Source organism: uncultured Photobacterium sp., from assembly GCF_947039875.1.
GTDB lineage: Bacteria > Pseudomonadota > Gammaproteobacteria > Enterobacterales > Vibrionaceae > Photobacterium.
Genome location: NZ_CAMRAN010000034.1, coordinates 1 through 15,035 on the forward strand (window position 1 = coordinate 1; position 15,035 = coordinate 15,035).

Here is a 15,035-nt window from a genome sequence, read left to right on the forward strand (position 1 = left end):
TCCACGTATTACCCGTTTGCACTGTGGTGGTGTACGTTTGTGAGCCAACAGTAACTGTTACTGTATCGCCAGCTTTTACATCTGCTCCAACTGTACCATGAACAGGAATATCTGTTTTAGCTTCAGCAGCATTAATAATGTCATCAGAGGTAATATTATCAATCACCACTGTAGCATTAATTGCTCCGGCTACTGTATACGGGTGCTCAGCATTTGCAACGATACTATTACCAGCATCATCCGTAGCAGTAACTGTGGCATGAACTTCATGTCCGCCATTATCAACCAGTACTTTACCCGGAACATTCACTGTCCACGTATTACCCGTTTGCACTGTGGTGGTGTACGTTTGTGAGCCAACAGTAACTGTTACCGTATCGCCAACTTTTACATCATCACCTACCGTACCGTGAACAGGGATATCTGTTTTGGCTTCAGCAGCATTAATAATGTCATCAGAGGTAATATTGTCGATCGCAATCGTCGCTGCAACAGTAGATATAAAACTGCCATTGAATTGCTCATTACCATAAAAATTAGTTTGTTTTTCATCTTCGGGCTGATAATTAGTATCATGACCTGCACTAGCAAGCATTTCATCATTATCATAATTAACAATGCTATAATCTGCTATTGATGAACTTATATATTTTTCATCCGATAAAGAGTGTTCAATCTTCTCATTTTTATAAAACCCATCATCAACCATGTCATTTTTATAATTAACACCGTCATGACCCGCTTCTTTATCATTAATAAAATAAGTATGAAATGATGATTTTATTTGGTCGGCATTACTTAAATCATCGACATTCTTAATTAAAACATGATCACTATTAGTTAATTCTTCAGACGTCCCATTAGTATTATTAATACTAACTATAGAATTATCATTTAGTAAGATTAATTGCCCAGCTTTTAATTTCATTCCTTTATCAAGAGGGATCAGCTCATTATTATCACCAACAACAAAGCCTTTACCGCTAATGTCTTTAATAAAAACATCATCGATTAAATCGATTACTTTCATTATATTTCCCCACCTGAAATGGTAGTGTTTATTTATTTGTTTTGGAATTTAACATATTATTCAAACCTGTCAAATTTACCAACTTATAAAATGGCCAATTTTTATACTCTACACTCTAATTATCAAAAAAAAACATCAAACTTACCAAAAATATACACCACAAGAATACACCCAACCCCATAAGACATTGAAAAATAATAGCTATCAATTATCGATGAAATATTTTCATCGTGGTGGCAATTCAATTGAATTGAACGGACAAAATATTCCGTCACTATATAGGCAAATAAATTCAAGAAATAATAAAAATGAAATTAAAGTTAGACTCAACCGCTCTATTAATCGCAGGACTAATTACATCACCAGTTATCTATGCTCAATCCTATGAAGAAGCATTATTACAAACGCTAGAAACCAATCCAAATATAAAAGAATCTTTTCATAATTTTAAAGTCAAAAGTGAAGAAATAGGTATTAGAAAAGGAAACTATTTACCGTCTATAAATGTGAATGCACAAACAGGTATTATTAAAAATCGAGTTCAACCAGATCAATACAATTCAAACCAGGCATCACTAACTATCGAACAACTAATTTGGGATGGTAACTTAACCCTAAATGATATAGATCGAGTTGAAGAAGAAGCTGAAGCTAGTCGATATGGTCTGTATTCAACAGTTAATGATATAGCTCTAAAAGTTTCTAAAGTTTATCTTGATGTTCTTCAGGCTCAAGAGAATGTATATCTGGCAAATGAAAATAATCAGCATTTAAATACTATATATGACAATATAAAAAAACGCGTAAACGCAGGTATAGATTCATCAACAGATTTAACACAAGCCCAATCTCGACTTGCTCGTTCTGATGCAAGTGTTTTAGCTGCTAAATCAAACTTAAATGATAAACAATCACAATTTATTCGTATTACAGGCCATCGCCCTGTTGATCTAGTCATGCCTGAAGTAGATCAAGAGATCATGCCGCGTAGCCTGAAAGTAATGCTAGACACGGCAAAAGAAAATAACCCGACTATTCAATTAGCATTACATGATATTGAAGCAGCAAAATATAAGTATAAGTTAACTAAAGGAAATTTTTTACCCAAAATAACATTACAAGCTGGTCAAACTTGGGGATCTGAAAACTCTAACTCAAATAGTCGAATAGATGAAAGCCAGGTTGCACTTAAAGTAAGTTATAACTTATTTTCAGGTGGAAGCGATACAGCTCGCTCTCGCCAAGCAGCTTATGATCTTGAAAAAACGAAAGATATTTATGAGAATTCATTACGTGAATTAAGCAGTGGCGCTCAATTATCATGGGACGCTTATACTTTGTATTCACAACAAAAATCATTTTTGCAAGATCATGTACTCGCTTCAACAAAGACATTGAACGCTTATAAAAAACAATACCTTATTGGGCAACGTAGCCTACTTGATGTATTAAACACCGAAAACGAAGTATATGAATCTAAACGTAACTATGTTCAGGCTCAATACGGCGAGATAGAAGCTAAATATCGCATCTTAAATTCAACATCTAGCTTACTTAAGGCATCACGTGTCAACGCTGATCCTCAATGGAATAAATCAGTACTATAAGAATAAAAATGAAATATATTATACTTTTAGCTACAGGATTATTGGTCAGTGGTTGTAGCTCAACGATTGATTCATACCCTACCAAGATACATCAACTAGACCTGATGGACAAAGATCAAGATGGTGTTATCAATACTCGTGATCATTGTCAACAAACACAAACATTAGATGTTATTAATAATAATGGTTGTGGTGCAAAAATTATAAATACAAAAAATTATAATTTACATATTTTATTTGCCAATGACTCTATTGAAATAACGCCCATATTTTCTAATGAAATCAACTTTATGGCGGAGTTTATGAAGGATTATCCTTCAACAAAAGTCATTATTAATGGGTATGCGAGTCCAGTAGGTCATAGAGATTATAACCAAGCATTGTCTTTACGTCGTTCAAATGCAGTTAGAAATATGCTTATTAGCCATGAAATCGCACCTTCGCGCATTACTATCAAAGGCTTTGGTGATACAAATCCTATCTTTATAGAATCAGAAGAAAGTAACCGCTTAAGTCGTCGAGTAACTGCATCATTAATAGGTAAACGCCTCGAATACCTGAAACAATGGGATGTTAGAAAAAAGCATATGCAGCTATAAAATTTGAAGCCAAATAAAAATGCCGTTCACTTAAAAATGAACGGCATTTAATTATTCTAATTTTTATCTATTAAAACCAATTAGTTATCTTGACTTACATCAGTATTGCGTTTTTTCTTAGGGATAAAGATATCATTACCCACAGCTTGGTTTTCGTAAAAACGCTTATCAACTCTTCTCTTCGCTTTAGGTGCTTGCGTTTGTTTAGCAGTACCCGTTTTATTCGTTGTCGTTTTCTTAACAATCTTCTTCTTCGGTGCCGGTTTAAGACCTTTAAACTTACCAACTAAGCCTTCGATTGTTGTGAACTCAATCTTTTGTTTCAAGAATGCTTCCACCGCTTTAAAGCTCTTCCAGTCTTTAGGGCCAACTAATGAAACAGCATCACCTTTGTTACCGGCACGACCAGTACGGCCCACACGGTGAACATATTCTTCCGCATGTTTTGGCATATCAAAGTTAATAACAAGCGATACGCTATCAATATCTAGACCACGAGAGGCAATATCTGTTGTCACAAGAATCTTATGACAATTACGCTCAAACTGGCTCATAATGCTATTGCGTTGCGTTTGGTTTAAATTACCACTTAGTGCAACGGCTTTTAGTTTACGTTCGTTCAGTTCTGCCGTTAAACGATCTGTATCAGCGCGCGTTGCAGTAAAAATAATAACTTGATTGTAATCTTCAACTTCTAACACTTTATCAAGCAATGCTTGTTTATGATCTAAGTGATCACACAAAATAAAGCGTTGAGTAATATCTGTGTGCTCTTCTGCTGAGTGACCAATTGAAATGCGCTTAGGGTTATCTAACATTTCAGAAGCCATATCAAGAACATCAACATGATCCATCGTGGCTGAGAACATCAATGTTTGTCGGCGGCGGTGATTAGCGGCTTCGTTAATACGACGAAGTTGTGGCTCAAAGCCGAGATCAAGCATACGATCAGCTTCATCAAGAATCAGCATTTCTAAGCCATCAAGGTGTGTACTTCGGTGCTCAAGGTGATCTGCAAAACGACCCGGTGTTGCAACAACAAACATCGGATCATTACGTAATGCTTTTACTTGGTCGTTGAAGTTTTCACCACCAACAATTAATGTGCCATCATAAGATGTACCCGCATTAAGCGTTCGTAACTGTGCAAAAATTTGTTTTGCTAGTTCACGTGTCGGTGTCAGAATCAATACACGAGGATCACGACGAGTGAATGGCTTACTACGATACATACGTTGCATTGCAGGTAATAAAAATGCCAGAGTTTTACCGGAACCCGTTTTCGACGACGCTAAAATATCCTTGCCAGCAATAGCAACAGGGACTGCCGTTTGTTGAATTTCGGTTGCTCGATCAAACGCCAAATGATTCAGTTTCTTTAATAGGCGTGGGTCTAAGCCAAGATCTTTAAAATGCAAAATGATGCTCCGGTAAAAACAACTCAAATTATGAGTGTGTACTGTCAAATATGATGAATATCACAATATTGTGAAAACATTAGCTGGAAATTATAACACAAACCAATTTTAAAAAACCTAAAATAAGTCATCTCACAAGCGTTAACATATTGATAATATTTATTACTATACCTACACCAAAAACGTTACCCTTTAGATCTGTTTTGATTATAAGAAATTGAAATAATTGAAAACAAATCCCCCAAATAGTTAGCGCTATGCTATATCATCTTTTTTATTGCACTTGGCCTTAATACTACTTTCCGCGCAGTATGGCTGGTATTACATAATATTTGCGCTCATTACACGTTTGCAAATGTCCCTTTTGACTGGGTTAATCACCTATTGGATTCAAACCATAATCAGTTTGTTCGCTTTGCATACTTTTCAATTAGTTTATATGCATTTCCAGTCGCGAGTTTTTAGTACGTAAAGGCCATTGCAAACCAATTATTGCTGCACTTTTGGGTTTGTTTTCCATTATGGCAACAGCTGCTGCTTATGAAATTATTGAATGGTGGTATGCCGTCACTTCTGGTGGTGAGGCGGGTATTGAGTTTCTAGGATCACAAGGTGATATTTGGGATACGCAAAAAGACATGCTAGCTGGTGCTATTGCTAGTTTGATTATCTTCTTTGTAACAAAACCCTGTACTATTACTAATAAACATTATTAATGTCTATTCTTTCCTCATAAAAAAAGGCGCTAAATTAGCGCCTTTTTATTTAATCCAATTTAAAATTACTCTGCGTCAGGGTAACCATCTGGATTTGTTGACTGCCAACGCCATGTATCTTGCGTCATATCATCAAGTGTTAGTTTTGCTTCCCAATGTAATTCTGCTTTTGCTTTCGCAGGATCAGCCCAACATTCTGCAATATCACCAGCACGACGAGGTGCAATCTTGTAAGGAACTTCTACACCAGAAGCCTTTTCAAACGCTTTCGCCATTTGCAATACACTGTTACCGTTACCAGTACCTAGATTGTAAATGTGTAAGCCTGCTTCACCGCCTTTATGTGTTAATGCAGCAAGATGACCATCTGCAAGATCCACTACGTGAATGTAGTCACGCACACCTGTACCATCAACTGTTGGGTAGTCGTCACCAAAAACAGACAAGAACTCACGACGACCAACAGCTACTTGAGAAATAAATGGCATCAAGTTATTAGGAATACCTTGTGGATCTTCACCCATAGTACCTGATTTATGTGAACCTACTGGATTAAAGTAACGCAGTAGTGTCACACTCATTTCAGGGTATGCATGTTGAATATCAGCAAGACATTCCTCTACCATTAGCTTACTACGACCATATGGGTTAGTTGCACTTGTTGGAAAATCTTCAGTGATTGGCACAGATGCAGGATCGCCATAAACTGTTGCCGATGAGCTAAAGATAATCGCATTAACACCAGCGGTACGCATTGCTTCAACAAGCACTAATGTACCACTAACATTATTGTCGTAATACGCTAGTGGCTTTTCTACTGACTCGCCTACGGCTTTTAGTCCCGCAAAGTGAATGACAGCATCGATTTCATTTTCAGCAAAAACACTGTCTAAAAATTTACGGTCACGAATATCACCTTTATAAAATGCAGGTGTTACGCCAGTTAAGCTATTAATGCGCTTTAATACGGTTTCTTTACTGTTATACAAATTATCAACAATAATTGGGATCATACCCGCTTCAATCATTTGTACACAAGTATGACTACCAATGTAGCCCATACCACCAGTAACTAATACACGCATAGTGTCTCCTAGTCGTTAATACGTAGTTTCGATTTAAATATTAATACATATTTCACATGGTAATAATGCCATTTTTTATAAGTATTTATTATAGCGTAAGATAGTGCATCGATTGTTTTCTTTAACAACATACTGATTAACATAAAATTGAATTTTGACATAATGCTAACTCAAAAAACAAATACTAATCTCACATTTTTATTTTTACCCTTATCTGCAAATGTTCTTACCCAACGACAATAAAACAGCGTATAATTAATCGGCTTTTCAATCATTCGAGTAACCTATGAAACGATTTATACCTTATTTTATCCTTTTATGGACACTACTTCTCATGACCACCGGCTGTGAGGTAGTTCATTGGAAAACAAAGCACGATCAGTCATCTTTAGAAAAAGAAGGTTTCAGTAAGTACAAAATGGTACTCAAAGAAGGTGGAGAATTAACCTATTGGGAAGGTGGTCAAGGACAGCCATTACTATTATTGCATGGTTTTGGTGGCACTGCGGCTGCAACATGGAAGGCTGAAATGCTACAGCTAAGTAAAAAATACCGCGTTATTGCCCCTGATTTACTCTGGTTTGGTGAATCGTACAGCGATAATGCTGCGCAACTATCAACTCAGACTAATGCTATTTGGCAACTTGTTGATAAATTACAACTACAAAAAATTGATGTCGCGGGTATTTCTTATGGTGGTTTTATCACCTATGACATGATGTTGACACCAGAGCGTATCAATAAAGCAGTGATCATCGCCAGCCCAGGCCCGCTATTTAGTGATGGCGATTTAGATGATTTAGTTAAACGTGCAGGTATTGACTCACCAGAAGAGTTATTTGTACCCAATAGTGGTGATGATGTTAAACGTCTTTACGACAACGTATTTATTGAGAAAAAGCGAATCCCTGATTTTATTGCAAATCAAATCTACCTTGATTATTTTTCACAATGGAAGCCACAACGAACACAATTAATTAAAACATTGCCTAATGACAGAGATCGAATCCAACAATATGATCCTAAAAAATCACCTCAAACGCTAATAATATGGGGACAAAATGATAAGATATTCCCACTTAATAGTGGTATAAAATTAAGCAAATATATTCAAGCACCTATCATTGTATTACCTAAAACTGGACACGGTATTACTAACGAGCACCCTAAAATAACAGCGGATTTGATTGATTATTTCTTATCATCGTTATAGCTATAAATACCACAACATAGTTGCTATCAAAAAAAGAGAAGCGAAACGCTTCTCTTTTTCTATTATGCTTTTTGTTGCAAATAAATGAAAATTTCATCTTTTAATAATAGCTTTTCTTTTTTTAATTGTTCAATAAGAGTTTCATCAAAACCATTAGCGGAAATCATTGCATTAATTTTATCATCTAATTCATTATGCTTTTTAAATAGACGATCAAAATATGCATCATGACCTTTTAGTGATGTAATTAAGCTTCTATATTCTGAAAACATTATCGCTCCTATTCATTATTAGATACTCTTTATTTATACCAAAATAGAATAATAATTCATGGTTATAGATCTCATTTTTAATCATTCAAGTTAAAAAGTTTGTAGCCCTATAAAAACACATTTGCACGATCAACTTTATGCCTACCTATCAACAACTTATGATAAGCCCACCCAAATCTCGATATTCATTGTGATAATAAGATCTCTTTTTTAAATATTATTTTACATTAATATTTAAAAATAATTAGACATCAATCACAATACTGATATGCTTCCCAAAAAATATACAACCTATTGTATTTGTCCAAATGTTGTTATAAAGGTTTTTTTCATATCATGGTTACATTGATTAAAAGTACGCAACTACAAGCAACAAATTTTGCATATATTGAATTGAGTGAGAAAACATTAAAAAAACAACTTTCTTTATTATTCCCTTTTGCTGGTGCTATCTGTGCCATTATCGCTTTTACTTATTTTGTCTCACAGCAAGCACATTATTTTACTGTTGTCGGTATACTCGGCATGACACTGTGTTACACCTTAGCTGCATTAAATAGAACCATCTTTTCTGCTACTATTCTTTTTTGGATCTTTTTAATCGCTACTACGCTTATTTGTTCAGCGGGGTTTTATTTTACTGGTGCTCGCCATATCAGTAATACTATCGGGTTAACAATTCCCCTATTAAGTTTTTTTGCTTTACAAATTAGAACCGCTGCTTGGTATAGTGCCATTTTTGGAGTGCTGTATATCATATTAAGCGTGTCTGAAATAACGAGCAAACATATGCAGATTTCATCAGCACTTCAAAATCTATGTGCATATTCAATTATTTTTGTGATGGCGTTTTTACTATCACGCCATCGTTATGATGCTATTTTACAAGTAAAAAAAACCACGACTAATGATTTCCTCACAGGTTTACTAAACCGTGAAGGGCTTTTACCTCTATATCAAAACGAATCATCGCGTTGTAAACGTTATCGTCGCGATATTTCAATGCTATTAATAAACATTGATAAGTTTAGAGAAGTAAATGACCGATTTGGACTTGATGCTGGTGATAAAACACTCATGATGATGGCTAAATTCCTACGTGAAACCTGTGGGGATAATATGCATATTGCTCGTTTAAGCAGCCAAGAGTTTTGTATCATTATTCCAGATGCTGATATTCAAGCAGCGGAACAATTTGCCATCAAAATTCGTGATGAAATTAGTCAGTGGATATTAGAACTAACGACTGGACATCAAATCAAGATCACAGTAAGTATCGGTATTACTAACATTGAATATCAAGATTTTAGCTATGACTACATCAAAGCTGAAAGTGCATTGATGCGAGCAAAACGTTGGGGCTATAATCAAATAGCAACTAATGATTAATGAAGTATTCAGTAAAGACTGAAAGGCATTCATTTATTGGGAAGTTAATATGATTGTATTGCCCCTTTAAAAGCATGCATTATTTATATTGCGACTTTATCAGTATTTTTCTAGCACTACAGACGATGAAAACACAAACTCAGTGTGTAGTGCTAATTCATTACCTTATTAATTTCTATTCATGTAAACAAAATAAACAGCTCTTGGTCAACACTATAAATACTAGCGATATTTATAAATGTAATAAATATAAATCAAAACCTATAGAATATATTAGATTTTGACATGTAATATAAATTCATTATATATATTAAGGAATATTTAACAATAGATTCGAATTAAGGTATAAAAATGAATCTATATATTATTGTATATAAGTAATAAAGGATCATGGTCTGTTGTTTTTTAACACTCAATAAAATAAAAAACATAAACACTTGATTTATAAGAGATTCAAATAAATACAATTTAATAATCATATATAATTAATTATTGTATGTTTTTTTATAAAATAATACACACCTCATAAAACAACCCATTAAGATAGGAAATACCTATCTCACTAATAGGTATTATCTATTTTGTGTTTATATATCTCCCGATTACCATTAGCAGCCTCTCCACTTTAATTATAAAAATATTCACTAATGCTTCATTAATACTTAATTTAATTAAGTATTAAATATTCCAACAAAAAACGTTTTCATCACTTACAATAAGAATTTAATAAAATAATATGCTATTAAAAAGAAGAAAGTTCATTAAATCTGGTTTATTAGGTACCGCAGGATTATTTTTAAGTTCCCCTGTATCAGCATTACCTCGCTTTGCTATGTCAGAAAAATCCAACACTATTACTGTTTCTTTTTGTGGGACCAGTTGTACTCGCGATGAAGGCGAAATATCTCGTGATGGAAGTAATAAAGATATATACCTACCGTCAACAGGTTATATTCCTGTAAGAATTATGAAAGAACTCGATGGCTTTGGTAAAAGTGTTCGTGGTTGTGGTCAAAATGACTGGGAAGCCTCAAACACAAGTGAACCTTTACTTATTAAAGGTCCTTTGAATGCTCCTGATTCATTACTTTCCTATATTCAAAGCTACATTAGTGGTGACCAGTATTCGCTAGTTGAAGCGGCAAAAGGTGATTCAATGCCAGCGCTTGCTTTACACGGTGCAAATATTGCTGCTGCAAGTAAAGCAGATACATTTAACTTTATTGGTCATAGCCGTGGGTCTTGTGAAGCCATTATTGCAGCATGGTTCCTGTATGCTTATGGCGATGAAAAAACACGTAACACCCCTGTTAATATTTTTGCTATTGAGCCGGTTCCCGGTCCCGGTGCATGGTATGGCTTATTAACTCAGCTACCGCCGAATGTTGTTAACTATGTTGGGGTTTATGCATGGGACATGTGTGACAATCTCAATACTAGTGATCACTTATACCAAGCTGTTGTCCCTCGCCCTAATAGCCGTATGCGCGGTGAAAGTAATGACATCAAATTACACCACCAATCATGGAAAAACTGGGCAAAAAGACAAGACGGTTGGAGTGTATTAGCCGATGAGGCACAGCAAAAAAACCCACTAGACCCTGATGATAAAACACCACAACCTCAAGGTTATGAACTGTATGCCTGCCGTGGTCGACACAGCACCGTTGCTGGAAATACAACAGCAAATGGCGCATATGATCCAAGTAAAGATAGCAATAATGTTGCTCCTGTTCCTGAATTAATTTACAAAATGGCTCGTGGCTATTTAACACAATGGGGAAGTAACTTCAAAATTCCTTGTGCTATTGAAGACGATGTTCTTACTCTAAGAAAGCATATTCATATGTTCCACCGTGAATTTGATCAGATGGGAGGGGGTCCTTTACGTAATAGTAGTTTACCTAATCGCCCTTATGTCCGTCGCATATCATCAATAAGTGGTTATAACCCGCTAAATACTTACTACATGGAAGATGTTGTAGGTAATCCTCCTTACAAACTCACTTATCCCGTTACCTCTGAGCGTGCAGGTAAAGGTTGGGTCGACTGGACGTTTTTATAAGCCATCAGATAACCATTCAACCCATATAACCATGTATAAAAATAACGTGAATAAACGAGAAAGAATATGAGCAAAATTGATGATGTAAAAAACGAACTAGTTAAAAATGATCTCTTCTACCACGATAGTGAAAATAACTATGTTCGGCTACTTGATACACCCAATGTATGGGGTATGCCTTTTGGCCCTGAAATCATGCCTCGTGCATACGAACGCCAAGCTGAATTTGAACGAGCGGTCGTTGAAGTCATTCAAAAAGCTCGCTACCGCTGTGATCTTTCATCGCTAAATAGTCCAGATCCTGACTGGGGAAAACCAATCTTAGGTGCTATTGATACAGCTCTATCAACTAAAATGGGTCGTACAGAGCCGACACAATTTCGCTTCCTATTTGGACAAACACCATTATATCCAGTTTATAAACCAGGCAATCTTATTGATTTTCAAGATGCTTTAAAACGACTCGTTGAAGAGCGTTCAGCCAATTGGGAAGTGATGCCAGAATTCATTGTTGGTCGTTTTTATGAACGAGCAGCAGGATCACAACAATCACTACAAACTAAATTTTTACCGGCTGAACTTGTATCAAGTTATGGCACAAAAATGACATGGAACCACTCTAAAATTATCGCAGTAGACGGTGTTGAATCGCTAGCTGGCGGCCATAACCTTAATATGGATTTGTTCAGAAGTTACCCGCCAGTTCATGATGTATCTGCCGTTGTTCATGGTGATGCCACATACGGTGCACAGCTTTACTTAAACAATATGTGGACAGGTACAACAGATTTACTCACTAAAGAAACATTTGATATTGAATCAATGAGTTGGGTAATTAAAGACTCAGATCCTAATTTTCCCAACGATCCATTAGAACTTAATTATGTTCTTGATTATATGAAAGATAAACAAGAGCAGCTATTAGAAATACATGAGAGTGGCATTCAACCCGGTGTTGATCCTAAGCAACCACAATTGGAGCTTTTACCTCCCGTATTTGCAATTAAAGACTTTGATTTACGTTCAGTATCTGATCTTAAAGCACCAGTTTTTGAAGATCGCATTATATACAATAGTTATGAAAGTCTTGATAAATACAAAAGTGCAAGCCGCATTCTTACCGTTGGCAAGTACTGGACAGGCTTAAATCGTAGTACTGACTTTAAGATCGGATCTGAACTGATGAAAAAATGTCTGATATTAAATGCGAAAAAAATTGTTCGGATGTCGCAACAAGATATCATCAGCGCATGGAAAAAAAATTGGAAAGATCACTCTGTCGCTCAATGGATTATTGAAGCATTACTTAAAAACGAAAACTTACAAGTACAAGTTGTTGTTTCTGCACTTGATGCAGGGGCTGGTGCTGCAGGTGACCAATATTCTTTTGGTTCAGGGGCAATTAGAACCTTTGGTCTACTTAAGTACTATATGACACATGATGTCGTGACAGATAAGTTATTAGATGACAGTGATGGTAAACGAGCAAATGCACTAACTCGACTTTTTGTTGCACCATTCACATTTACAGATAAGGTGCCAGAAGGTGGCTTCATTGAAGGTAAAACATACAAATGGCCCCAATTACCACCTGAAGGTCGTACCGCGACATTAAAACAGCCACCATTATCAGAAGAGCCACCCCACCATGGTATTATTGGTCACCCATTTTATGCAACGATCAATGCAAGTGGATTCTTTTATGATCGTGTTGACTGTGCTCCAGGTAACCATGCAAAGATTATGATCGTCGATGACGAAGTCTGCATCATTGGTTCTGATAACCTATACCCTGGCAATCTATCTGAGTTTAACAACCTCATGGAAGGTGATTTTGTTAATGAGTTATTAAATCAATACTGGAATCCATTATGGAAATATTCTTCTCCTCATGCTCATAATGGTAATTAATATTAAATAATATAAAGAAAATAAGCAGTCAGTTTATTTGACTGCTTATTTTACACCTAATAAAGTTTTCATTTCTAATAAATGCAATACTCGCTCATATCTGAAAAATTACTATTCACACAAATACATCGCGTTAAGCTTCATTTCAGTTTATAAAAACATTTTTACGAGATGAACTATCGTGTCTTTTTTACTCGCTTTGATATTTTCCCTTTCATCAAATCTCGATAATTTCGTTATTGGCCTTAGTTATGGTGTAAAGAATGAAAAAATCCCATTAACAGCCAATGCTATTATTGCATTTATAACCGCACTCATTACTTTTATTTCAATGTTAGGCGGAAAATTAGTAACTCAACTTATTCCTAATTATGTATCGCATGAGCTTGGTTCAGTGATCTTTATTCTAATGGGGGGATGGTTTATTGGCAGCGATCTTCTAAAAAAACAACAACAGCAAAAACAACATACTGTGCTCAACTTTAAAGGCGCGGTAATGTTAGGCTTATTATTATCTATCAATAATATCGGTGTTGGTATTTTAGGCAGTATTACGCATTTAGATATTACATTAGTCGTTACACTTACTTTTATTACCGGCATGATGCTCACTTATGCGGGTAATCATATTGGTCACAGTACTATTGGCAACATCGTGGGTAAATATAACGACTTAATTTCAGGCAGCCTACTCATAATGTTGGGCATGCTATCATTATTATTTAAGTTTTAAGCAATGTTTAGATCTACATTTAAACCAATAAAAAGCCCAGTAATATACTGGGCAACAATATGCATCATCAATTAGAAACGAATAACCATTACAATCTAATTTGCCAGCGTTTAAGCGGCTCATCATGATTAATGCCTACATGCCCCCAGCGATCAACACTATCAATCACCATCACATTCACACCTTTAGGTAATAGTGCTTGTTGCGATTCCGTTAATTTTTTCGTGCTTAATAACCATAAGCTATCATCTTCTGCTAATAACGCTTTCAATTTTTGCTTATCTTTCTCTGTCCATTCTAATTCTGGCGTCGTTAGCCTATCAACAACAAATAGCTGATTTCCTGAAGCAAAATCTTCAAGTTCTGTTGACAGTAATATCACTGAATCAATTCCTGCATCCATTAGCACTTGTTGTTGAGCATTAATCAACTTACGAACATCCCTCATCAATAGCTGTTGATTTTGTTCAATTTGTTGCGCTTTATTCGGCCATAAACGCTGTAAATCATCACTTACAATAGCAGCCATTCGACTTAAGTTGGTCGGATTTAACCACGAATACATTGATACTAAACCGTCATCTAAACGCAATGCAGCAATACCTTGCCCTTGTGGTGAAATCGCCTGTGATGCATCAATTTCAATAATATTAATATTGCCTTGGCGGGCATAGATATAAAGTGGGTCTTGCGGCCAAACAGCGCCTAATGTCACGACTGCTTGTGCGTTTTTACTGGCCTCTTGCGTTACAATGTCACCTTTTGAAGCAAACCAATTCGGTAATCGTGACACACCGTAACGTTTAGGAGGCAGATATTTTGTCGTTATACCTGTGTCATGGGTCAGTTCAGATGCCAACATATAAGTGACGGGCGTTGCAGTTAAAATATCCTCTGCTTTTGCTGAATGACTATAACTGCTGCCGCTCACAATAATAGCAACAGCACAAACCGATTGAATCAGTGAACGTATTGGGTGAAGCTGGAGATGACTCAT

At 35.8% G+C, this 15,035-nt stretch carries 12 protein-coding genes and 1 pseudogene; 8 read left to right on the forward strand and 5 right to left on the reverse strand.

Annotated features, from left to right (window positions below; translation table 11 throughout):
- Positions 1-1,030: Ig-like domain-containing protein (locus Q0V26_RS12365; RefSeq protein ID WP_297481945.1), on the reverse strand; the 1,030-nt coding region annotated here is incomplete at its 3' end.
- A gap of 308 nt (positions 1,031-1,338) precedes the next feature.
- Here Q0V26_RS12365 and Q0V26_RS12370 point away from each other — a divergent pair.
- Positions 1,339-2,637, forward strand: a complete 1,299-nt coding sequence (locus Q0V26_RS12370) for a TolC family outer membrane protein (protein ID WP_297481946.1) — start codon at positions 1,339-1,341, stop codon at positions 2,635-2,637.
- 8 nt (positions 2,638-2,645) lie between these two features.
- Positions 2,646-3,236, forward strand: a complete 591-nt coding sequence (locus Q0V26_RS12375) for an OmpA family protein (RefSeq protein WP_297481947.1) — start codon at positions 2,646-2,648, stop codon at positions 3,234-3,236.
- Between the two features lie 80 nt (positions 3,237-3,316).
- Here Q0V26_RS12375 and Q0V26_RS12380 read toward each other — a convergent pair whose 3' ends face one another.
- On the reverse strand, positions 3,317-4,654 hold the full coding sequence (locus Q0V26_RS12380; RefSeq protein ID WP_297481948.1) for a DEAD/DEAH box helicase: 1,338 nt from the start codon (positions 4,652-4,654) through the stop codon (positions 3,317-3,319).
- Between the two features lie 309 nt (positions 4,655-4,963).
- On the opposite strand from Q0V26_RS12380, the pseudogene Q0V26_RS12385 reads away from it, so the two are divergent.
- Positions 4,964-5,370: pseudogene (locus Q0V26_RS12385) on the forward strand (DUF2238 domain-containing protein); the annotation flags it as partial.
- A gap of 65 nt (positions 5,371-5,435) precedes the next feature.
- Here Q0V26_RS12385 and galE read toward each other — a convergent pair.
- The gene (gene galE, locus Q0V26_RS12390; protein WP_297481949.1) at positions 5,436-6,455 is read right to left on the reverse strand and encodes a UDP-glucose 4-epimerase GalE; all 1,020 of its coding nucleotides are present in this window, start codon (positions 6,453-6,455) and stop codon (positions 5,436-5,438) included.
- A gap of 334 nt (positions 6,456-6,789) precedes the next feature.
- Here galE and Q0V26_RS12395 point away from each other — a divergent pair, with 334 nt between their 5' ends.
- Positions 6,790-7,668: an alpha/beta hydrolase gene (locus Q0V26_RS12395; RefSeq protein ID WP_297481950.1), complete on the forward strand. Its 879-nt coding sequence runs from the start codon at positions 6,790-6,792 to the stop codon at positions 7,666-7,668.
- A 62-nt stretch (positions 7,669-7,730) separates the two neighbouring features.
- On the opposite strand, the gene Q0V26_RS12400 is transcribed toward Q0V26_RS12395, so the two are convergent.
- Complete coding sequence (locus Q0V26_RS12400) at positions 7,731-7,940, reverse strand: DUF465 domain-containing protein (protein ID WP_297481951.1); 210 nt, start codon at positions 7,938-7,940, stop codon at positions 7,731-7,733.
- Positions 7,941-8,276: 336 nt separating this feature from the next.
- Between Q0V26_RS12400 and Q0V26_RS12405 the strand changes: the two genes are divergently transcribed.
- The 4 genes from Q0V26_RS12405 to Q0V26_RS12420 all read left to right on the forward strand — a co-directional run bounded on the left by Q0V26_RS12405 (position 8,277) and on the right by Q0V26_RS12420 (position 14,038).
- Positions 8,277-9,329: a GGDEF domain-containing protein gene (locus Q0V26_RS12405; RefSeq protein WP_297481952.1), complete on the forward strand. Its 1,053-nt coding sequence runs from the start codon at positions 8,277-8,279 to the stop codon at positions 9,327-9,329.
- A gap of 736 nt (positions 9,330-10,065) precedes the next feature.
- Positions 10,066-11,394, forward strand: coding sequence for a Tat pathway signal protein (locus Q0V26_RS12410; protein WP_297481953.1), 1,329 nt, complete (start codon positions 10,066-10,068; stop codon positions 11,392-11,394).
- Between the two features lie 66 nt (positions 11,395-11,460).
- Entirely contained in the window at positions 11,461-13,305 is a 1,845-nt protein-coding gene (locus Q0V26_RS12415) for a phospholipase (protein WP_297481954.1), read from the forward strand.
- A 181-nt stretch (positions 13,306-13,486) separates the two neighbouring features.
- Positions 13,487-14,038 (forward strand): manganese efflux pump, encoded by a 552-nt coding sequence (locus Q0V26_RS12420; protein ID WP_297481955.1) that lies wholly within the window; start codon positions 13,487-13,489, stop codon positions 14,036-14,038.
- Between the two features lie 88 nt (positions 14,039-14,126).
- Here Q0V26_RS12420 and Q0V26_RS12425 read toward each other — a convergent pair whose 3' ends face one another.
- Complete coding sequence (locus tag Q0V26_RS12425) at positions 14,127-15,035, reverse strand: ABC transporter substrate-binding protein (protein WP_297481956.1); 909 nt, start codon at positions 15,033-15,035, stop codon at positions 14,127-14,129.

Bases quoted from the DNA above. Each gene is read 5' to 3' on its own strand.
- Q0V26_RS12415 (WP_297481954.1), top strand. From the start codon at position 11,461: ATGAGCAAAATTGATGATGTAAAAAACGAACTAGTTAAAAATGATCTC.
- Q0V26_RS12375 (WP_297481947.1), top strand. From the start codon at position 2,646: ATGAAATATATTATACTTTTAGCTACAGGATTATTGGTCAGTGGTTGT.
- Q0V26_RS12395 (WP_297481950.1), top strand. From the start codon at position 6,790: ATGACCACCGGCTGTGAGGTAGTTCATTGGAAAACAAAGCACGATCAG.
- Q0V26_RS12370 (WP_297481946.1), top strand. From the start codon at position 1,339: ATGAAATTAAAGTTAGACTCAACCGCTCTATTAATCGCAGGACTAATT.
- Q0V26_RS12405 (WP_297481952.1), top strand. From the start codon at position 8,277: ATGGTTACATTGATTAAAAGTACGCAACTACAAGCAACAAATTTTGCA.
- Q0V26_RS12400 (WP_297481951.1), bottom strand. From the start codon at position 7,940: ATGTTTTCAGAATATAGAAGCTTAATTACATCACTAAAAGGTCATGAT.
- galE (WP_297481949.1), bottom strand. From the start codon at position 6,455: ATGCGTGTATTAGTTACTGGTGGTATGGGCTACATTGGTAGTCATACT.
- Q0V26_RS12410 (WP_297481953.1), top strand. From the start codon at position 10,066: ATGCTATTAAAAAGAAGAAAGTTCATTAAATCTGGTTTATTAGGTACC.
- Q0V26_RS12425 (WP_297481956.1), bottom strand. From the start codon at position 15,035: ATGAGTCATCTCCAGCTTCACCCAATACGTTCACTGATTCAATCGGTT.